The organism is Cytobacillus sp. IB215665 (genome assembly GCF_033963835.1).
In the GTDB taxonomy this organism is placed as follows: domain Bacteria; phylum Bacillota; class Bacilli; order Bacillales; family SM2101; genus Nanhaiella.
Genome location: NZ_JAXBME010000003.1, coordinates 301776 through 323124, shown reverse-complemented (window position 1 = coordinate 323124; position 21349 = coordinate 301776). Strand labels below are relative to the sequence as shown.

The window sequence follows — 21349 nt, the reverse complement described above, 5'->3', positions numbered from 1 at the left end:
TGTTAAAATTGGATAAAATAACTTATTGGTTACGGGAGTGAGATCTTTGGAAAAAACTGTTCTTGTCATCGATGACGACAAAGATATCGTAAGGCTTATTGTGGAAACATTAAAGTATGAGCGGTTTAATACAGTTTTTGCTTACTCTGGTATAGAAGCAATGAAAATGATTGATAAAGAAAAAATAGACTTTGTTATTTTAGATATTATGATGCCAGAAATGGATGGTATTGAAGTATGTAAAAAAATACGCGATCAACATAACATGCCGATTTTATTACTTAGTGCAAAAGATCGTGATATTGATAAGATCGTTGGTCTTGAAGTAGGAGCAGATGATTATTTAACAAAACCTTTTAATGTACATGAACTAACTGCGCGGGTAAAGGCACACTTTCGAAAAATTGGAAGATTAAAACAAGAGTTATCAGAAAGTTATCCTACACATTCAACAGCTAAGACTCCACTTAAGTTAAATGAAAATTCGTATGAAGGATTTCTAGAAGGAAAGAAAATACAATTATCTTCTAAGGAATTTCAAATCTTATTATTCTTCACTCAACATCCAAACCAAGTGTTTAGTAGGGAGCAGATTTATCAGCGTGTTTGGGGAGATGATTTTGGTGATTTAAACAATGTGACTGTACATATTAAAAATATTCGAAAAAAGCTTGGGAGAAATCATGATTATATAAAAACGATATGGGGTGTTGGCTATAAATATACTTTAGATGGTGTGAAGCTATGAAGCTAAAATATCACATTCCATTATTGTTTTTAATATTTGGTATTGTATTCTTTTTTATCGTTTTATTGTACATACAACTCGATGTTCGAGATTCAATTACTAGTGATTTATCCACAAATAATGAACGTTTTATAGAAAAACATGAAGACATTGCTGAAGAAGTAGGAAGATTATATCCTGATCAACAAAAAATGACGACATTTTTAAAGGATTTAGGAGGGAGGGAACAATTAACGATAAAATTGACAAACCCAGCATTTGAGCAAATATTATTTGAGTATGACGCCATAGAAAAAGAAATTTCTACAGGTGATAGGTGGTTACCTGTTAAAACACCAGGTACGAATGAGGTCGTTTTATTTATGTCTATAGAGCGTAAGCTCGACGAAATAAATGAAGCAATTTTCCAAGTAGCCATCGATATTTTTATATTTGTTGTTCTTACCCATCTTACTCTATTCATATTATTAACACTATATTTTCACGAGACAATTACGAACCCAATAACCAATTTAATAAACCGTTTTAAAATGGTTAGTTTACATAAACAGCTTCCAACGGTACATCCTACACGGAAAGGTGAAATAGGCGAGCTCTATCATCGCTTTTATGAATTAGAAGCAAGACTTCTTCGTGCATATCGAGAGCAAATTGATATGGTGTCGTCGATAGCACATGATTTAAAAACTCCGTTAACATCAATTAATGGGTTTCTCCAGCTAGCGGTATCGCCATTACATCAAACAGCAAACCAAAAAGAGGAATACATTAAATTAGCTCAAAAAAAAGCATTGTATATGACAGAGTTAGTACATGAATTCTCAATCTTTTCTACTAATGAAATTGCTCTACAGGAAATGGACCGCTTTGACGTTCTAATAGGTAAGTTTTTTGAGTCAATAGGAGAAGAATACGAAGCCGAGTTGGCTGGGTTAGATTATTCTTTTCATTGGGATCATGATTTTCACGACGACACATATTTTCTAGGAAATGAAAAGTTTCTTCGTAGATTGTTTGCAAATATTATAAGTAATTCAATTAAACATGCATATAATAATGAACTGAAAATTACTATGAAAGGCACAATAGAAGAATCATTTATCGTAATCAATATAGAAGATAATGGGGTAGGTGTTGATGAAGGTCACATACCATACTTGTTTCAAAAGTTTTACACAGTTGAAAAATCGAGACAACGTGAAAAGGGAGGTACAGGACTAGGACTAGCGATTGCTAAGTCAATCGTAGAAAATCATGACGGTTTTATTTCAGCATATCTGTCAAAAGGACTAGGTGGGTTAGGCATTAAAATACAACTACCTATCTCTCGTTTTCAACAATAAACGTTTTGTAATTAAAACGTTTATTTTTTTTTATTTTTATTTCATCTTAGTTTTATTTTTCAATGTTAAATTAAGGACGAATGGATAATAAAGGAGGATTTCGATGAAGACAATTATAAAATTTCGTTGGGCAATGATTATTTTTTGGTTAATTGTATCTGCTTTATTAATAACAACGATGCCTAATTTAGATGATTTAGTTAGGGAAAAGGGGCAGCCCAAAATACCAGATGAATATTCATCAGTTGTGTCTAATCAATTACTAGATGACTTGAAGGGTACAACTACAAGTAAAGAAAATATAGACGTCGTCGCCGTCTTTCATGAAGATGAACCTCTTACATCAGCTCAGCTAAATAACATTGAGCAACAAATAGCCAATTTACAGAACAAACAAGAAGAACTAGCGATCACTCATATCGCTACACATTTTAAAAACGAAGAATTATTAAATCAATTTGTTTCTGAAGATGGTACAACAGTAATGGCGGTTATCAGTGTAGACAAAGCTGGAAAGAAAGTGAGTGAAGTACGTGAAGATATCCAAAAGGAATTAAATGATAGTGAGGTGAAGACTTATTTAACAGGTAATGAATTTATTAATGAAGATCAAATTCAGAATACAGGAGAAGGTGTTAAAAAAACCGAACTTTTTACAGTTATTTTTATTATCCTTGTACTAATTGTCGTATTTCGTTCTCCAATCACACCGATCATTTCATTATTAATCGTTGCTCTCACTTATATTTGCTCATTAAGTATTGTAGCGCATTTAGTTGATGCATTTGATTTCCCATTTTCAACAACTACACAGACATTTTTAATCTTAGTTTTATTCGGTATTGGTACGGACTATAATATTTTACTATTAAGCAGGTTTAAGGAAGAGCTAAGTAATGATCAAGAAATAACAGAAGCGATAGTCACCACATACAGAACAGCTGGTAAAACAGTTGTATATAGTGGTTTAGCTGTGTTTATTGGTTTTAGTATATTAGGTTTTGCTCAGTTTTCTGTTTTTCAATCCTCTGTCGCTGTAGCTGTGTCAGTTGCTACTTTATTACTTGTGTTATACACAATGATGCCATTTTTTATGAGTGTAATTGGTAAATTCATGTTCTGGCCAGTGCAAAAGCAGAAAGGGCATAGTGAAAGCAGACTATGGTCTACATTAGGAAAGTTTTCAATTGCTCGTCCGCTTATTTCAATTATTATTGTAGCTATGATTACGATCCCATTTTTACTATTGTCTAAAGGAGAGTTATCGTATAACAGTATAGATGAAGTAAATGATACGTATGAATCAGTACAAGGATTTAACATTCTTGCTGAAAAATTCTCACCTGGTAAAGCATTACCTACTACGGTGGTTATTGATGCTGATGAAAGCTTAGATTCTAATGAAAAGTTAGCTCTCATCGATGATTTAACTGCATCACTTATGAATATAGAGGGAGTGGAAACAGTATACGGTCCAACAAGACCACAAGGAGAGAAAATAGCAGAGCTATATATTGAAGATCAAGTAGGTGAAGTGAACGAAGGTTTATCAACAGCTAACGATGGACTATCGGAAATTGCAAATGGATTATCAGGTGCGAATGAGAATTTCTCGTCACCAAAAGATTTTGCTGATTTAGATAGGCTCATTAATGGCACTGAAGAAGTTGCAAATAATATGAACCAGCTTACAAATGCATTACAGCAAGTTAATAATGGCTCAGAAATTGGAGTACATGGAGCAAGAGAATTAGCAAATGCTGTAGCAACTTTAGAAAATAATTTAACAAAGCTAGATACATCATTGGCAGGGGTACTTGCAAACTATGAACAGCTTCAAAGTGGGTATGGTTCATTTGCATATGATTACGATAATTTGGAAAAGCAATTAGCATTCATTCAGTCAACAACAAATGAAATGCAAAGCTTAGTTATTCAAATTGAAAGTGCATACCCAGAAGTGGAATCTGACCCAAATATGTTGGCACTGAATACAGCCATTGATACGTTAGCAGTACAGTCTACAGCTTTAACAGATGGTTTGATTGAGCTAAACAATCGATTTTCTTCGACTAATGATTTGTTTGCTCAAGCAAACGAAGGCCTTGAGAAAATCATTGCAGGACATACTCAATTAGTTACTGCATCGAGTGAATTGACCCAAGCAGCTTCAGAGCTTGCTGATGGCTTAGAAATAGGCAGCCAAGGACAATCAGCAATCATAACAAATATGGAAGGGATAGAAAATGGAATTTTAATGATCAATGATGGTCAGCAACAACTGAAGAATGAACTAGAGGAATTATCTTCTGGAATGAATGAATTAGAAAAAGGTCTCTCTAAAAGCTCAGAAGGGTTAAACGAAATTTCAGTAGGACTTCACGATGCAACCGACTATTTAGATGAGGTAACACAAGCGGAAGCACCTTCTTCGTTCTTTATTCCTGAAGAATTACTTGAAGGAGAATATCAGGATGTCCTAAATACGTACATGTCTGATAATAGAAGTACGTTCAAATTGACAGTTGAGTTATCTGTAGATCCGTATTCAACAGAAGCAATTTCAGTCATTAATCAACTAAGCTCTGTCATTGAAAGTGAACTAGTATCTTCTAACATAAAGGGCACAACGTATGCAATAGGTGGAATTTCTTCAATTAATAACGATTTAAATATGATGGCAAACGATGACTTTTCTCGCACAATTATTTTAATGTTAGTAGGAATTTTCGTCGTACTCGTCTTAATTATGAGAGCCTTTTGGATACCAATATTTATTATTGCATCACTCATTTTAAGTTATTATACAGCTCTATCAATGACTGACTTACTTTTTGTTCATGTATTCGGATATAGTGGATTGTCTTGGACCATTCCATTCTTTTCATTCATTATGATCATAGCACTTGGAGTAGATTATAGTATTTTCTTAATGATGAGATTTAAAGAAAATATTGAACATACAACAATTGAAGCATTAGTAATTGCTAAAAAACAAATGGGTAAAGTCGTTATTTCAGCTGCTACAATTTTATGTGGAACGTTTGCAGCAATGTATCCAGCAGGTGTGCTGTCGTTAACTCAAATGGCTACTGTAGTAATCATTGGTTTAACACTCCTGACTGTCATTATGCTACCTGTTTTTATACCAGCACTTATTTCTTTGCAAACCAAAATGAATAGGAATCATTTCACCAAAACTAATAGGTCTAAAAGTTTAACAGATTGATAACTATTTCCATGCCACTTTTCTGAATATGGAAGCGGTTAAATGAGTTGCTTTGAATGATAGATTTAACGAAGACACAAGTGGACATTCATCCTTTTAAAGAATACTGCAATTCATTAAAAGGATAGAATGTCCTTATACTTAACGACATATAGGCTAGTTATAAAAAAGTTAGCTTGGTCAGATAGCTATTAATCTTCATTCACTTTGTTGTAAATGTGCTATAGCTTTGTCTAAGGCATCTTCAGGAGCACATTTGATATTTGGTATGATACCTTCGCCCTCCCAGTTAGAACCGGTTATTTCAACAATAGGTTCCCCAGTTGAAATAGATAGTCTTATTCCATCAGTTAATGGATAATACGTATTTCTATTTGCAGCTCCTGCTGAAGGTTCACCTACAATAATTGCTTTCTCATGAGCTTGGAGTACATAAGTAAAGTACTCAGCTGCTGATCCAGTTTTACAGTTAATTAATATGTAAAGTGGATGATGATTTAGTTTGCGTTTGCCAACAACAAAAGGATGGGTGAAAGTTTGGAAATCTTTTATATTCATATCATGAGTAGTAGATAGTAGTATAGGTTCATCATCAAAAAAATAGCTAAGTATGTATTCTCCTAGCTCTCCATACCCCCCACGATTGTGACGTAAATCAATAATCGTTGCATCCGTATTTTCTAACATTTTCATCGCTGCAATGGCTGTATCTATACCTCTATCAGGATTCATAAACTGTGTTATTTTCATGTAACCGATATTATTTGGCATAACCTTTACCTCGGTAAACCCAAAGTTGTTTGTTCTTTCTGATTCCAGTTCTTTTTTTAGCCAATCCTCCTCTAGAAAGTTACCGTCTTCTTGATTAGTGAATAATTCAATGTATAAATGCTTGTCTCCACTAAGCTGCATCAACATCTCTGTTACAAATGTAGCAAATTCGCTTAGGGATTTAATATTTTTAAAATCGTCAGAATTCTTTTCGCGTAAGCCACTTAGTAATTTTTCTTTTTTAGATGCAACAACGTAATGCTGCTCTAACAGTTCTATCGCTGTTGAAAAGTGATTAAATAATATATCTTTGTCCATCGAATAACCTCCATCTATTATAATTGTTTTCGCTTCTGTACCTTGTTGAACAAGGCTTTACTTTTGATTTTATCATCAAAATATTATAAAAACTAATTATTTAAAAAATTATAAATAAAAAGAAAGTTATTTTTTTATGATAAACTTATTTATATAAATTACAAAATATTCCTGGTGGTTTGTAAAGGGGGTACACACAATTAAAAAGCTAGTACTTTTTTTATGCTGTTTATTACTAGCTGCTTGTAACCAATTCAAAGAGCCAAGTTTTCAGATTAAAGTGAACGTAGCAAATTTAACTGAAGAAGAATATCAATATGTAGGAACAGGAGGTTTAGTCAATCCAACAATAAATGATTTTAGAAAATTGATATTTCACTTTGAAATAAACTCTAAGCATAACGTTATAGACTTAAATATTGATACCCCAGAATATGGAGAATGGAAAAATGCAATTAATGCTATTGACGAGCAGAGGTATTGGTACGGTAAAGGTAGTTTTCAAACTAACTCAACATATAATCACGATTTTGTCTTTTATGCGAAGGGCTTAACAGAGAATGATATTACAAAAGCCTTTGATGAAATGATCATTTCAGCTTCTTGGAAGACGGATTATGGAGTTGAGCAAATAAGGAAATTTTTCATTAGTAACCTAATAGTGTTTGATGGTGAAAGCTAAGCTAATAAAAGCTGTTTACTATAGAAATACAGCTTGAGCTTGAGTCTTCAGGACAGGAGGAACTAAATTGAAAATTATTGAAAATAAAAGCGGTTTACAGTATCTTGATTTTATTAAATGCAACGAAGTACAGATGAAAAAATATGAACCGCTTAGCGGTTCTTTTGCGGTAATCATATGTGGAGAGCACATTCTTTTATGCTATAACAAATGGAGAAATCAATGGGAGATACCTGCAGGTAGAAGGGAAGAAGGTGAAACCCCGAAGCAGTGTGCTATAAGAGAGTTGTTTGAGGAAACAGGACAAGAAGTAAATGATTTATCATTTAAAGGTTTACTTAAGGTCAAAAATAAATATAGTGGAGAAGTAAAGTATAATCCTGTTTATTACTCAAAAGTAAATAAATTGCAACCTTTCATAGATAACGATGAAACTTCAGAAATTATGCTATGGGACTGTAAGGAGGATATTGGATATATTGATCTTGTAGATATACAAATTTTAGCTTTTATCTAGTTTATTTTTAAATACATTGCTGTTATTTACTTAATTAACAATCCCCTTGATGATGTTTACTAAGTAACAATGAATGCGAAAACACTTTTAACTGATAGATGTGTTCTGACATTGGTATCAGAAAAATAAAAAAAGGTGTAACAAATGTGAGTTGTAGACGTCTAATATTTCATAGTACATACATGAGGATTTATAACTGTAACATAGGATACCTCCATTCTAAAAAGGTATTATTTTAGTAAATTATGGGTAGAAAACAATATATAACAATGCTAAAATCATAAATAAAAATACAAAAATTCCCTTTGTAGGTGCCATGAATTTGGGAGGAATTTAGGGATGAATAAATCATCATTGTTAAAGATGTCATTCGTATTCGCCGCAACAACTTTATTATGGTTTAAGACATATATTGTCTATAAAACTAGCTTCGATTTAAAGATTGAATCTTGGAAGCAAGAATTTATCCTGTTTATAAATCCATTAAGCTTTTTACTTATTATTTTTGGAATTGCACTGTTTATTAATATCAAGAAACGTAATCGTTATTTAATAGTTACAAGCTTCATAGTTTCATTCACGTTATATGCGAATGTATTATATTATAGAGAATTTTCAGATTTTATTACAATGCCATTACTTTTCCAAACTAGCAATATAAAGGATCTACATAATAGCATTTTTGAGCTATTGCATGTTACTGATATTTTTATGTTTGTCGATGTGCTTGTGTTATATTTCATTATTCGTCATAGTAATAAGATGTCCAATGAAATAATTTATACAAAGAAAGATAAACGAGCTTATTTCATATTAGTTGCAAGCATTACTTTAGTAAATTTAGTGCTTGCGGAAACAGAAAGACCGCAGCTGTTAACGCGTACATTTGACAGAGAAATATTAGTGAAGAACATCGGGTCATACAATTACCACATTTACGATCTTTTGTTAACATCTAAAACAAAAGCACAAAGAGCATTTGCAGATAGTAGTGAGTTTGTTGAAATAGAAAATTATATAAATGCAAATTACAAAGAACCAAATCAAGACTTTTTTGGTATCGCAAAAGGTCGTAATGTGATAATCGTTTCAATGGAATCTTTGCAAAACTTTGTGATAAATGAAACCATTAACGGGGAAGAAATTACGCCTTTTTTAAATGATTTTGTGAAAGAAAGCTATTATTTTGATAATTTTTATCATCAAACCGGACAGGGGAAAACTTCTGATAGTGAGTTTTTAGTTGAGAATTCATTATATCCTCTAGGTAGAGGAGCAGTATTCTTTACTCATTCAGAAAATGAATATAGTGCGACACCAGAAATCTTGAAAGAAGAAAATTATTATTCAGCTGTATTCCATGCGAATAAAAAAAGTTTTTGGAATAGAGATGTGATGTACCCTAACCTAGGCTATGATCGTTATTTCTCATTAATCGATTTTGATGTTAATGAGAGTAATTCTATTGGCTGGGGATTAAAGGATGTAGAGTTTTTTTCCCAATCTGTAGATATATTAAAGACACTAACGCAGCCGTTTTATACAAAGTTTATTACGTTAACAAATCATTTTCCGTTTGTACTTGATGAAGAGGATAAGATGGTAGATGAATTTACGTCTAATAGCCGAACAGTTAATCGATATTTTCCAACTGTACGATATATGGATGAGGCACTTAAAGATTTCGTTGAATTACTAAAGCAAGAAGCCATATATGAAAATTCCATTCTCGTATTCTATGGTGATCACTACGGAATATCCGAAAATCATAAAAGAGCTATGGGGGAGTTTTTAGGAAAAGAAATGACACCATTTGATGTAGTGAATTTACAAAAAGTCCCTTTAATAATTCATATACCAGGAATTACCGATGAAAGTCCACTTGTAGTTTCGAAAGTATCAGGACAAATTGATGTGAAGCCGACACTTTTGCACTTATTGGGGATTGAAACAAAAAATGACGTTCATTTTGGTGCCGATATCTTCTCAACAAAAAAGAGTGATCTTACTGTCTTGAGAGATGGAAGCTTTATAACGGAGGATTATATATATACAAAATCTATATGTTTTGACAAACATACTGGAGCAAAGACGACTAGTTCCAACTGTGAACCATATGAAGAAAAAGTAAAACATGAGCTAGAATACTCAGATAACATTGTTTATGGAGACTTATTAAGGTTCTATGAAGGGACATCATATAATGAAGCTTTAACTGGTCAATGATGAAGCCTCTTGGAAAGTACGGGTATTTGATTAAAGCTTCAATGTGACACCTATTAGTAGTGGTTAGTGAATTTAAATATAAAAAGTCATGCACATTAGCTAAAAGCTACTTGCATGACTTTTTTATTTTGCTTGTTTTTGTAAAATTGTTGCTAAGATGAGGTTTTATCCTTACTACAAGGGGTTTATAGCAATAAAGGTGTCCCGATTGTTAGTTGTGTACGTGTTTATATCTTAGTACTACTCCGAAAACAACATTGCATTAAGACATAACGAATCTTATCTTCGGAAAAACAATAAAATTCCATTTTTCTATTCAATACCTCTGCCAAAGCTATTCTTTTCAGCTGAAAGCAATAAGATATATGGGCGTTTAGTCATGAATGACAGTTGATTTTTGCGTCATTTGTTTAGGCATATTTATGCCTTTTATATTTGCTCCGACAACACCTATGATAATCATAACAGTGCCGATCAAGTGATAAGTGTAAAACGTTTCATGTAGAATGAAAACACCTGCAAGTATACTTACAATTGTTGAAAGGTTCATGAAGACAACCGACTGTGAAGCTTTCATTCTAGATACCATGTAATTGCTTAAGAAAGATGTAACTACAGAAGATAAAATCGCTAAGTATAACATCGGTAAAACAAAATTAACTTTTAATAAAACTGTAAAGTCAGCTTTTTCAGGTGAGACAAAAAGTACTAAGTTAAACATGAACATGCCCATGCCCATCATTGCATACGTTAATTCGATTGGTGAAAATTGTTTAGAGAACTTCCTTGCCAATACTGTATACAAAGCCATTGATACAACAGATAAAAAGATGAGTATAATACCAAGCAAATTTGCTTCACCGTCAACGCCTTTCATAACAGTAATGTAACTTACGCCTCCTACAGAAAGCAGAATAGAAGCTTTCTGTATTATTGTCGTGCTTTCTTTTAACATGGTAGCTGCGAATAGCATGACAAAAATGGGGACTAATGCTGTAATAATACCTGCTTCACTTGAAGAAGCATATTTCATTCCATAAGTTTGAAATGAAAAAGAAAGTACAGGTTGAACGATTGAGAATAATATTAGCGGGAGTATGGGTTTATGTCGAAAATCTACACGTATTACTTTTAATAAAACAAATGCAGTCATGACAATAAATGCAATCGTAAAACGGTAGGATAATATAGCTAAAGGTGACGTTTCACTTACAATATTTTTTAAAAATAAAAAGCTGAAACCGACTATGCCAGCACTTAATACACCAGCAAGAATAGGTAATAGATTGTATTGTTTCATCTTTCATTCCCCCTAGTTACTATCTCTTATGTATAGCATACTTAAAGGAAGCTTATCGTACATCAATGAATAGGATGAACATGATCTACTACTTTAGCCTGAGGTACTCATCCAGTTAATATCTACATAAAAACTACCGTTGCGACTGACCTATTTGCTTACGCTTTTTCGTAAACTTTTTGTCATCCTTCCCTAAAAATAGTATTTTTATTTATATGTCATTGTTTTTCATATGAAATGCAAAGAACACTAGTTGTTTACGTTAGTACAAAAAACACGTAAACAGCTTTTACTTATATGTTATTAACTTGCCATGATTTGTCAATATTTTTGGTTACTTATTGCGGAACTAAGCTAAAAAAGGTAATAAAACATATAACAATACAAATAATATATTGATATAATTAATATGAAATACCATTTTATAACATTATATTTTTCTCATATTACAAACACAGTCCACAGTTATAAATTTCTTTGTTACTTCTTTTTCAAATTGAGTTACTAATGTGTAAGGTTAAATGATTTATTACAGTCTTTAAAGAAAAAATATGTCCCGAGCTTTAGTTGTTTTCATATTTAGCATTTTTTACGATAAAACATCAATGACTGCGATAACAGCCAACATTGCAGAATGACCAAAACGAAGAGAGTTGTATTATATGGTGTATTCCTATGGAAGTTATAGAACATAGCTTAAGGTGATTGTATATTTTCCTTAAGAAATTCTTCATATTTTTCTAATCCAAATGTTAAGAAATGACAAGTATAATAATGAGCAAATGAGTAGGAGATGAGGTGTAATGATGAACGAATATACAATTCTAGTTACCGATGACGACAAAGAGATAAGAGATGGCATTGAGATTTATCTTAGTAATGAGGGATATAAGGTCATAAAAGCAGCAAATGGAATTGAAACACTCCAACAGCTTGAAAATAATGAAGTGCATTTAATTATAATGGACATCATGATGCCACAGATGGATGGAATTGCGGCAACATTTAAAATACGAGACAAGTACAACATTCCTATCATTATGCTCAGTGCAAAAGCTGAGGATACAGATAAAATTCATGGACTCTCAGTAGGAGCTGACGACTATATTACAAAGCCATTTCATCCTATGGAGCTCATTGCGCGTGTAAAATCACAAATGCGCAGGTATGTACAGCTAGGCACATATCATGAACAACAAACAATTACTGAAGTAAATGGCTTAGTGCTTGATCAGGAAGCAAAAGAAGTGAAGCTAGACGGCAAATCAATTAAGCTTACACCGATTGAGTATAAGATCACTGAGCTATTATTACTGAATGCAGGGCGTGTGTTTTCCATTAATGAAATTTATGAACGAGTATGGAACGAGCCTGCATATAACGCTGAGAATATCGTAGCAGTGCATATTCGAAAAATACGTGAAAAAATAGAAGAAAATCCAAAAAATCCTCGTTATGTTAAGGTTGTTTGGGGAATTGGTTATAAGATTGAGAAGTAACCTTCTTCAAGAAAGTTTGCAAACATATAGATAAACAACGTTTTAATGGATTTTTTATAGCTTAGACAGTGAAAGAAGGGGGTCTGTAAAATGAAGAAGAATTTTTATAAAACAATTGGTTGGAGCTTATTAGTTAGCATAATTCTGATTGCCGTAACTTCAACTCTTGAAAATGCACATCGATTTATCGGTAATCAAGATTATTTTCAAACCGATGAATTTCAATCAGAATACCATAACTATATAAGGGAATTAAGTTCAATTGTGTTAAATAATCCTGATAAGGAGAAGTTGAAGGATACAGTTTCTGTTTCTCAACAAGAAATAGATCAGTATAGATTTTACTACGGGGACTTAACTACGCAAATTCAAAATATACAGGCGCAATACCAATCACGTATTTCAGAAGCGGAGGCTTCAGGTAACACTTCTGTGAAAGATGCCCTTACGAAAGAACGAGACGCAAAAATAGCTGACATACAAAAAAACTTTGAAGATGATGCATATGTCGAAAAAAAGATAAAAGCAGTTATTAACACAAATATTGATTCGTATATAGCGGAACTAAACGCGAAAAAACAAGACTTCGTGTCCGATTTCACATATTTCTCATATGAGTTGAAAAATATTGAGACAGGCGAAACCTTCTCATCTGGAGATGTATCAGAAAAAGCTGCGTTTACTATGGAGTTCAGTAAAAAGAATGGATATTTAAAGGCATCACAATATTTAGATAGTGCATCATATTATATCGGTGGAGAGTACAACGAAGAAACTGGAATCGATGTCAATAATAAAATAACCACATTATTAAAAGCTTCTCCATCAACATTTGAAGGAAAAATAACTATACCCGTTGCAAACATGAATCAAGTAGAAAGGGCACAATATTTCATTTATCAAAAAAATCTGTCATTAATCATGCTGGCAATAGCTGTTGTTGCTTTATTAATTATATTATTAATATTTAAATTTCGTAAATCTTGGTACGTAGATAGTTCTGTAAGACGACAATATGAAAATTGGCCATTAGACATAAGGCTTGTATTAATTTTGATCAATGGCTGGATTGTCATGATATTTACTTTCATGCTTAAGCAAGATTATTATTCATTATTTTCTTATTACAATTATCAGAGTGTTGAAGGGCTATTATTTAATCATTTCATTCATTTATTTGCAATATGGTTTGGCATATACCAAGTTGTATGGACGTATGATGAGCTAAAGCAAGGATTGGGCTTTATCGAAACACTTAAAAACGGTATTGTTGTTAAAAATATAAAGTTAGTAAGGGATGCTTTTTTAAAAACCGCTATCGGGAAGCAAATGTTGGCGATATTAATCGTTATCTTTTTTTGGGGGATTGGAACTGCAATTGCTTTTGCTAATTCTTACGATGATGGTTTAATCATGTTTTATCTTATTTGTGTCTTCTTCATCGGTATACCGTCAATTTTGTTTCTGATGAAAAGGATTCGTTATTTAAATCGTGTATTTAGAGCAACCGAACAAATGGCAAGTGGCACATTACTTGAACCAGTTCCTGAAAAAGGAAAGTCTGTTATAGCTAAGCACGCAAAACATCTTAATAAACTAAGAGCTGGATTTAAGACGTCAATAACAGAACAAGCAAAAAGTGAACGATTAAAAACCGAGCTTATAACAAATGTAAGTCATGATTTAAGAACACCTCTGACCTCAATTATCACATATACCGATTTGTTAAAAAATCAGCAGTTGACTGAGGAAGAGAGAAATGAGTATGTAAATATATTAGAACGAAAATCCAATCGATTAAAAATACTCATTGAAGACTTGTTTGAAGTATCTAAAATGGCGAGCGGGAATTTAGAGCTTCATAAACAACAGGTAGATTTAACACAATTAATACACCAAGTAATTGGTGAACACCAAGAGGATATTGAAAAATCCGGTCTTGATTTTCGGGTAACAATTCCAGACACTTCAGTTATGAGCTACGTAGACGGACAAAGGTGGTGGCGTGTGTTAGACAATTTAATCGTTAATGCACTGAAGTATTCACTTACAGGTACAAGAGTATATGTTAGTCTAAAGCATGAAAATAACCAAGCAGAATTTGTTGTTAAGAACATTACTAAATATGAGCTTGGTGAGAATATTAACGAACTACTTGAAAGATTTAAACGAGCAGATACATCACGAGCTACAGAGGGATCTGGCTTAGGGCTTGCGATTGCTCAATCGATCGTTGATTTACATGATGGTACATTACAAATAGATCTAGATGGCGATCTATTTAAAGTAATTGTTAAAATACCAACATATTAGAGTTGAGATTAGAATAAATTTACATTTATGTCAGGGGATCATTTATAATAATAAGGACACTTCTTCGTAGAATGATAGGCACATTTATCATATGAGAGAAGTGTCCTCTTTTTTATTTTAGCTGTTTTTGCATCGATTGCTCTGAATCCAAATTAAGAAATGATACACGCCCTCTACTACTTTTCCATTGTAATTTCTTCTGTTGTGATTTTAGTGAGAATTGTAACAATATTTAAGAAGAGAGCCTTAACTGGAATCTTTATCATATGAAAGGGAGAGAGCAGGAATGAAAAAGATATTATTTTTGCCATTGTTAAGTATGCCTTCTGGTCATCATCAAGTAGCAGAGTCTTTAATACATTCAATTAACAGGACTACCAATGGGATAACAACGAATAAGGTTGACCTACTTAGTTACTCTCATCCAGCTTTAGAAAAATTAATTACAGCATTTTATCTCAAATGGATAAAAGTATCACCTAAAACGTATAAGTGGGCATATAATAATTTCGGTTATTCAAAATCAACAACCTACTCATTACAATGGTATGAAAGGTTGTTTTTAAAAAACATGGAGCAACTTATTCAACGTGAACAACCTGATGTTATCGTAGCAACACATGGCTTTCCATCGTTTTTAGTTAGCCGCTTAAAGCAAAAGAGAATGATTGATGTTCCGTTAATTAATGTTTATACAGATTTTTTTATTAACAATGTCTGGGGAAGAGATGGTGTTGATTATCATTTCGTACCGAGTGAGCATATACGTACTTCCTTAATAGAGGATAGCGGGGTAACTGCAGAAAAGATAGTTGTGACAGGTATTCCTATTAATGACAAGTTTAATCGGGTGAATCGACAGTTCGAACAAAAAAAAATCCATCATATTTTGTTAGCTGGTGGGAGTTGTGGCTTAGGAAATATGGTAGACCTTCTAAGGGAAATAGATCATTCAGCAAAGCATTTTCATTTTTCCGTATTATGTGGAAATAACGTGAAGATGTATGAAGAGTTAACAAACTGGAAAAAACCATACATTACACCGTTGCAGTATCTTTCTTCGCGAGATGAAATGAATGATTTGTATGAAAATGTTGATGCTATTGTGACGAAGCCTGGCGGTGTAACTGTTAGTGAGGCTTTGCATAAAAAGTTACCAATCTTTGCAATAGCTGGTTTACCAGGCCAGGAAGAAATTAATTTATCTTATCTTCAAAGTGAAAGCTTAGTGTATAAACTTGATTTGAATATGTCTATCTCATCACAGATCATTGAGAAACTAACGAATAAGCAGGAATGGAATGAGCACCAACAAAGAATTGAGGGTTATGTGCAGACGTGCCAGTTTGCTTCTGAGAAATTATTAACAGTCATAAAATCTATTAACAACAAAAAGGTAGATAAGGTTGGGTAGTCTATGTCAAAGGTGAATTTAACAGATTAATAGGATAATTTGTGATTGTTGAAGTCTCAAAACCAGCATCTTATATAGGAAAAAAGGTGAAAGATAGATGAACATACTAGAACTTATACAAAATCTAGGTACGATTGGTTTATTTATATCCATGTTTTTAGAAGGCTCATCTATACCATTCCCGGGAATTGTGGTCGTTTTATCGTACGGTCTGTTGCTAAATCCTAGTCATATGGAGATTGTACTCATCTCGCTTGGTATGGCAAGTATGTATACGATAGCGAGCCTCATTCCCTATGTACTCGGTGCAAAAATGACCTTCTTATTCCCAAAGAGATTTTGGATAAGTATGGAGAAAGCTAGATGTTGGTTTAGAAAGTATGGAGTTTGGAGTATCTCTTTATCAAGACCATTCGGTATAGGAAATTATATTTCTTATGTAGCTGGTATAAGTAAGGTAAAGTTACGTATTTATCTTGTTCACACTTTTTTTGGAATCCTGCCATGGTCAGTTGCAGTTCTCATGATTGGCAAACTTGGAAATGTAACGAAAGTAAAGCATTTGTTTCAGGAATATGATGTATATATTTATCTCTTAGGCGCATTAATTCTCATTAGTTATCTTATTTTATTGTGGATAAAGGTAAAAAATTATGCTGGAACTTATATGAAGGAGGAAATCGAGAACAGCAAACAACAAGATAGTGTAGCTTTGAACAAGTGAAATACAGTATAACGACATCATCATGTGTTATTCTGAAAGCTGTTACCAACCTCTAATCAAAATATTGGGCTAGGAGGTAATTAGAATGATCAGAACAGGCTTATCGTTGAGTGGTGGCTCCATAAGAGGTGCTGCTCATATTGGCGTACTTAACGAATTAAATAAACAACATATGGAAATTACACATATCGCTGGAACGAGCGCAGGGGCTGTCATTGCCGGGTTATACGCTTCTGGTATGAAACCAGAAGCAATGGAAAAGGAATTAGACGAACTTTCATTAAGGAAATTAATAGATATAAGATTGGGTAAAAAAGGATTTGTTAAAGGGAAAAGAATTTATGACAAGCTACTACAGCTCACAGACGGCAAGCATTTTACTGATCTAGAGATCCCACTTGCAATAGTTAGTTTAGATCTATTATCTGGCAAACTAGTTGTCATTCGTTCAGGTGAGGTGGCTAAAGCTATTCATGCAAGTGTAGCCATTCCTGGCATATTTTCACCTGTTAATTATGGCAATCAGCTATTAGTTGATGGATATATATTAAATAATAATCCTGTCGATATCGTAAAAGAAATGGGTGCTAAGCATATTACTGCTGTTTGCCTACGAGGGTCAAAAGATCAACAGCCGAAAAATATATTACATCAGCTTTCAAGATACATAGGCGTAGCAAGTAAATATCATACTAATCAGCTTGTAGAAAAATATGCAGATGTAATAATAGAAATTGATCTACAAGGTGTAGGTGGATTTCAGAAAAAATCGTTAGGTAAATTTGTAGAATTAGGAAGAGAGCAGGCATGTGATGCTTTTTCCATTAGTGAGTTCAACCAACTTACGAACAATGGCATGTATCCTCAAGAATTTAGTGAGAAAAGGTTAACTGTCTAAAGTTAGTAAATTGAATGAAGAAAAGATACAAAGATTATTTTACAATGAAAAATTTTGAGAGATTCTTTATCGATGATTCTCTCAAGTTGATCGTACGACAATTCGCTATTGCAATGGGTATCTATATGATGGTGGATTTATTTTATCTATCAATATAAGATCATCGTGCTACTCATTGATAGCTTCTACATCGTGTTTTCCTATTGTTTCGAACTCCGCCAATAACTACTTATTTTAACCTCTTTTATATTAATATTATTATAGTGGATATTATTTCGGGTAAACCTAGTTGATTTCAGGAGGGTGAAAGAAATGTTAGGTGTGAACAAAGGTGAAGTTAAGTTAGTAGAAAATAAATATTCACATTGGAATAGCCTGTTTTTAGAAGAGAAAGAGACTTTGGATTTATTAATTGGTGACTATGTCAGAGATATTCAACATATAGGTAGTACAGCTATTCGAAGTATTTTGCCAAAGCCCATACTTGACATATTAGTTGGGGTTGAATCTTTAAGTGATATACAACAGTTTGATACAAACGTTCTGAAAGAAGAAGGTTATTATCATTTATCTAAAGTTGAAATAGAAGGTAAAGAAGTGTTCGCGAAATTTTCCAATCTTAATACTATGACTAAATCTCATATTCTTCATATCGTTGAATATAAAGGTGAGTGGTGGCAACAACACACGTTTTTCAGAGATTTTTTAAATAATAATCCTCAAATGGCTAAAGAATATGAAGAACTTAAAAAGACCTTAGCTATTAAATATCCGAATAATGTATCAGCCTATTCGGACGAAAAAAATAGTTTTGTAGCTAAGGTTCTAAGTCAAAGGCAAAATTAAGATCAGTTTAAGAGTTAGTTAATGAATTTGAAGGGCTCATTTCGTAAAATTTGTTGCATTTATGAAAAAATTAGAGTAACAAATTTATCATCTTGCACATCTTAAGGGCAGTATAATGACAAGGGGTAAGCTTCGACTAAAATATTTTATTAAAAATTCATTGGAGTAAAATAGTACATTTTTATGAAGAGCTTATAAAATAATAAATTTAATTGCTTGATAAGCAAATGCTAAAAACTATCATTGATAAATAGGTTTATTTCTTCCAATTAATGTATAATAAGTTGGAGGAGTGATAAATGTTGATAGTTAAGATGACAAGAAAACAATTTGACACGTTAGCTCATGAGGAGCTTTGTAAAGAATGCTTTGAACCTTTGATCATAGCCTATAAAAATAGTATGGCTGAGCAAACTTTACAAAGCATGTCCGTGTTTAAAGAGCAATTTTATGAACAGCTAACTACTGGACAACAAGCTTTATTCGTATTTCATATGTATTATGATCATGCAAGAAAATCTATAGTAGAGTTGTATTGGTGGAGTTCATATTTTTATGCCCAACCGAAAATTTGGTCATCAATAAAAGCTAGTGTTAATTACTTTCAGGATATCGATATGTTCAAGTTACTTGAAGAGATCGAAAGCGTCTTGCTACAACATCAATACCCTAGTAGTTTAGAAGATTATCATATTACACGAGAAGACTTAGCTAATGATAAAGAACTTGTTACTAAATTTAATCGTTTTCATCTTCAGTTTATCGAGAACACTCCTAAGACGATTAAGCTTATAAGTAAGGGTATTCGAAGATGTCCAACTGAGTTTGTATTCATTGAGGAATAAGGTTATTAATTGTACATAAACCAGCTTCCTTTAAGGGAGCTGGTTTTTAATAGTAAAACACAAACTTATTTGAAAAGGTATGATATATTAATTAAGATGGAAGTTAATGTAGGAGGTTAAGTTAAATGAAAGTTCGATTAAGTAAATATCGTATTAAAGAAGGAAAAACGAAACGTGTGGACGAATGGATGGACATGTTAAATCAAAACATGGATAAGGTACTTATTATATTGAAAAATGAAAACTTGTATGTTGAAACAATGTTTCGTGAAAAAAATGCTGATGGTGAATTTCTTTATTGGTATGCAATACAAGGTGATAATGAAATGAATGTAGAACTTACGGAAGATGAAATAAACAATAAGAATGAAATAATTAAGAAGCATATGGAGTATTGGGAAGAATGTATTGTTCAAGAGGAACAAACACCCATAGCTACAGAAGTTGTTATGGTACCTGATAAAATTAGTAAACATATCATTTAATTCAAACAGCTATTTATCTAGGCTAACGATACATACGTGAATGAAAATTAGGATTTGATCTAGTCGTTTTTAACCCCCACTTTTACACCTAGTGGGGGTTTTGGTTTTATAGGTGGGGTTCTACTCTACCTATAAAACTTAGATCAAAGTTTATTAAAGGTAAACATATTAATTTTGATTATTTAATTCATCAAAAACATTCATGAGAGCTCTAGAAGGCGAGCTTAAGTAACGCTCATGATGATAAGCAAAGACTAATGTTCTTGTTGGATTTGAATTTATTTTAAAGTATGTAAGTTGTGTATTAGAATTTTGATGTACGACCATATTCGGTACAATCGTCACGCCGAGGCCATTTTTTACTAGTGACTGCGCTGTTTCAATACTACTTGTTTCAAACTCTATCTGAGGTTGAAACCCACTTTTTGCACATAACTCTAATACCGAATTTCGAAACCCAAAACCTTGCTTTAACAGGATAAATGGACATTGGGACAAGCTTTCTAATGAAAGAGTACTGGCATGCTGTATTTGTGATGGTGTTAATAGATTTTGAATATGGCTCGGCATCCAAGAGGTTATTTTTGTAGGTAAAACGATGTTAAGTGACTCGGTAAACATTGTTTTTGTAGTTAAGTAAGTATCTTCTATTGGAAGAGCTAATATAGCAATGTCTATTTCCCCCTTAGCAGTTAAGGAAGTAAGCTGTTTTGTTGATTCTTCAACTAGCTTAATTTGAACATTTGGGTATCTTTGTTTGTATTCTTGAAGAAGTGGAGGTAACACATGACCACCTGTGACTGCTGTTGAACCGATGATTAACTCCCCGCTTGTTCCTTGATTAACTTCTTTCATTTCACGAATTAAGTCGTTCCGCATAAGGACAATCTTTTTCGCTTTTTTCAAGAATCTTACTCCAGCAGGAGTTGGAGTAATGTTACCGTGCTTACGAATAAATAATTGTACCCCTAATTCATTCTCTAACTTAGAAATTTGTTTACTCAAGGATGGTTGTGCAATGTGAAGACTCTCTGCTGCTTTAGTAAAGTTCCTGTTCTTGGATATCGCTAGTGCGTATTCTAATAATCTTATTTCCAACAATTTAACCTCCATAGCTAAAAGCTATTAATATAATAGATTATATATCTTAGACGAATACTTTTCCATTGGCTATGATGAAACTACCTTTAA

At 32.8% G+C, this 21349-nt stretch carries 17 protein-coding genes; 14 read left to right on the top strand and 3 right to left on the bottom strand.

What is annotated here, in order from left to right; genetic code table 11:
* The first annotated feature begins 46 nt into the window (after nucleotides 1–46).
* The 3 genes from SLH52_RS05730 to SLH52_RS05720 all read left to right on the top strand — a co-directional run bounded on the left by SLH52_RS05730 (nucleotide 47) and on the right by SLH52_RS05720 (nucleotide 5320).
* Entirely contained in the window at nucleotides 47–748 is a 702-nt protein-coding gene (locus SLH52_RS05730) for a response regulator transcription factor (RefSeq protein WP_320208320.1), read from the top strand.
* Nucleotides 745–2091 (top strand): HAMP domain-containing sensor histidine kinase, encoded by a 1347-nt coding sequence (locus tag SLH52_RS05725; RefSeq protein ID WP_320208319.1) that lies wholly within the window; start codon nucleotides 745–747, stop codon nucleotides 2089–2091. The genes SLH52_RS05730 and SLH52_RS05725 overlap by 4 nt, the downstream gene beginning before the upstream one ends.
* A gap of 103 nt (nucleotides 2092–2194) precedes the next feature.
* Nucleotides 2195–5320 (top strand): MMPL family transporter, encoded by a 3126-nt coding sequence (locus SLH52_RS05720; RefSeq protein WP_320208318.1) that lies wholly within the window; start codon nucleotides 2195–2197, stop codon nucleotides 5318–5320.
* Between the two features lie 198 nt (nucleotides 5321–5518).
* Here SLH52_RS05720 and SLH52_RS05715 read toward each other — a convergent pair whose 3' ends face one another.
* Nucleotides 5519–6409: a S41 family peptidase gene (locus SLH52_RS05715; protein WP_320208317.1), complete on the bottom strand. Its 891-nt coding sequence runs from the start codon at nucleotides 6407–6409 to the stop codon at nucleotides 5519–5521.
* 280 nt (nucleotides 6410–6689) lie between these two features.
* Between SLH52_RS05715 and SLH52_RS05710 the strand changes: the two genes are divergently transcribed.
* From SLH52_RS05710 to SLH52_RS05700, 3 genes are all read left to right on the top strand, one after another.
* Nucleotides 6690–7091 carry a hypothetical protein gene (locus tag SLH52_RS05710; RefSeq protein ID WP_320208316.1) on the top strand — a complete coding sequence of 134 codons (402 nt, stop codon included), beginning with the start codon at nucleotides 6690–6692 and terminating at the stop codon, nucleotides 7089–7091.
* Between the two features lie 67 nt (nucleotides 7092–7158).
* A complete protein-coding gene (locus tag SLH52_RS05705) occupies nucleotides 7159–7608 on the top strand; it encodes an NUDIX hydrolase (RefSeq protein ID WP_320208315.1) in 450 nt (149 codons plus the stop codon).
* 339 nt (nucleotides 7609–7947) lie between these two features.
* The gene (locus SLH52_RS05700) at nucleotides 7948–9834 is read left to right on the top strand and encodes an LTA synthase family protein (protein WP_320208314.1); all 1887 of its coding nucleotides are present in this window, start codon (nucleotides 7948–7950) and stop codon (nucleotides 9832–9834) included.
* Nucleotides 9835–10207: 373 nt separating this feature from the next.
* On the opposite strand, the gene SLH52_RS05695 is transcribed toward SLH52_RS05700, so the two are convergent.
* The gene (locus SLH52_RS05695) at nucleotides 10208–11134 is read right to left on the bottom strand and encodes a DMT family transporter (RefSeq protein ID WP_320208313.1); all 927 of its coding nucleotides are present in this window, start codon (nucleotides 11132–11134) and stop codon (nucleotides 10208–10210) included.
* A gap of 806 nt (nucleotides 11135–11940) precedes the next feature.
* Between SLH52_RS05695 and SLH52_RS05690 the strand changes: the two genes are divergently transcribed.
* The 8 genes from SLH52_RS05690 (at nucleotide 11941) to SLH52_RS05655 (ending at nucleotide 20158) form a co-directional block, all read left to right on the top strand.
* Nucleotides 11941–12633 carry a response regulator transcription factor gene (locus tag SLH52_RS05690; RefSeq protein ID WP_320208418.1) on the top strand — a complete coding sequence of 231 codons (693 nt, stop codon included), beginning with the start codon at nucleotides 11941–11943 and terminating at the stop codon, nucleotides 12631–12633.
* Nucleotides 12634–12723: 90 nt separating this feature from the next.
* Nucleotides 12724–14946 carry a HAMP domain-containing sensor histidine kinase gene (locus SLH52_RS05685; protein ID WP_320208312.1) on the top strand — a complete coding sequence of 741 codons (2223 nt, stop codon included), beginning with the start codon at nucleotides 12724–12726 and terminating at the stop codon, nucleotides 14944–14946.
* A 286-nt stretch (nucleotides 14947–15232) separates the two neighbouring features.
* Entirely contained in the window at nucleotides 15233–16360 is a 1128-nt protein-coding gene (locus tag SLH52_RS05680) for an MGDG synthase family glycosyltransferase (protein WP_320208311.1), read from the top strand.
* A gap of 97 nt (nucleotides 16361–16457) precedes the next feature.
* A complete protein-coding gene (locus tag SLH52_RS05675) occupies nucleotides 16458–17084 on the top strand; it encodes a DedA family protein (protein WP_320208310.1) in 627 nt (208 codons plus the stop codon).
* A gap of 85 nt (nucleotides 17085–17169) precedes the next feature.
* On the top strand, nucleotides 17170–17982 hold the full coding sequence (locus SLH52_RS05670) for a patatin-like phospholipase family protein (RefSeq protein ID WP_320208309.1): 813 nt from the start codon (nucleotides 17170–17172) through the stop codon (nucleotides 17980–17982).
* A gap of 312 nt (nucleotides 17983–18294) precedes the next feature.
* Nucleotides 18295–18828 (top strand): GrpB family protein, encoded by a 534-nt coding sequence (locus SLH52_RS05665; protein WP_320208308.1) that lies wholly within the window; start codon nucleotides 18295–18297, stop codon nucleotides 18826–18828.
* Between the two features lie 299 nt (nucleotides 18829–19127).
* Nucleotides 19128–19673: a hypothetical protein gene (locus tag SLH52_RS05660; protein ID WP_320208307.1), complete on the top strand. Its 546-nt coding sequence runs from the start codon at nucleotides 19128–19130 to the stop codon at nucleotides 19671–19673.
* A gap of 125 nt (nucleotides 19674–19798) precedes the next feature.
* Nucleotides 19799–20158, top strand: coding sequence for a DUF6176 family protein (locus tag SLH52_RS05655; RefSeq protein WP_320208306.1), 360 nt, complete (start codon nucleotides 19799–19801; stop codon nucleotides 20156–20158).
* Nucleotides 20159–20326: 168 nt separating this feature from the next.
* Here the strand turns inward: SLH52_RS05655 and SLH52_RS05650 are convergent, their stop codons facing one another.
* The gene (locus tag SLH52_RS05650; RefSeq protein ID WP_320208305.1) at nucleotides 20327–21256 is read right to left on the bottom strand and encodes a LysR family transcriptional regulator; all 930 of its coding nucleotides are present in this window, start codon (nucleotides 21254–21256) and stop codon (nucleotides 20327–20329) included.
* Between the last annotated feature and the right edge of the window lie 93 nt (nucleotides 21257–21349).

Excerpts from the sequence above, each read along its gene's own strand:
- SLH52_RS05725 (WP_320208319.1), top strand. The coding sequence starts at position 745 with ATGAAGCTAAAATATCACATTCCATTATTGTTTTTAATATTTGGTATT.
- SLH52_RS05720 (WP_320208318.1), top strand. The coding sequence starts at position 2,195 with ATGAAGACAATTATAAAATTTCGTTGGGCAATGATTATTTTTTGGTTA.
- SLH52_RS05715 (WP_320208317.1), bottom strand. The coding sequence starts at position 6,409 with ATGGACAAAGATATATTATTTAATCACTTTTCAACAGCGATAGAACTG.
- SLH52_RS05700 (WP_320208314.1), top strand. The coding sequence starts at position 7,948 with ATGAATAAATCATCATTGTTAAAGATGTCATTCGTATTCGCCGCAACA.
- SLH52_RS05695 (WP_320208313.1), bottom strand. The coding sequence starts at position 11,134 with ATGAAACAATACAATCTATTACCTATTCTTGCTGGTGTATTAAGTGCT.
- SLH52_RS05690 (WP_320208418.1), top strand. The coding sequence starts at position 11,941 with ATGAACGAATATACAATTCTAGTTACCGATGACGACAAAGAGATAAGA.
- SLH52_RS05685 (WP_320208312.1), top strand. The coding sequence starts at position 12,724 with ATGAAGAAGAATTTTTATAAAACAATTGGTTGGAGCTTATTAGTTAGC.
- SLH52_RS05680 (WP_320208311.1), top strand. The coding sequence starts at position 15,233 with ATGAAAAAGATATTATTTTTGCCATTGTTAAGTATGCCTTCTGGTCAT.
- SLH52_RS05675 (WP_320208310.1), top strand. The coding sequence starts at position 16,458 with ATGAACATACTAGAACTTATACAAAATCTAGGTACGATTGGTTTATTT.
- SLH52_RS05670 (WP_320208309.1), top strand. The coding sequence starts at position 17,170 with ATGATCAGAACAGGCTTATCGTTGAGTGGTGGCTCCATAAGAGGTGCT.
- SLH52_RS05665 (WP_320208308.1), top strand. The coding sequence starts at position 18,295 with ATGTTAGGTGTGAACAAAGGTGAAGTTAAGTTAGTAGAAAATAAATAT.
- SLH52_RS05660 (WP_320208307.1), top strand. The coding sequence starts at position 19,128 with ATGTTGATAGTTAAGATGACAAGAAAACAATTTGACACGTTAGCTCAT.
- SLH52_RS05655 (WP_320208306.1), top strand. The coding sequence starts at position 19,799 with ATGAAAGTTCGATTAAGTAAATATCGTATTAAAGAAGGAAAAACGAAA.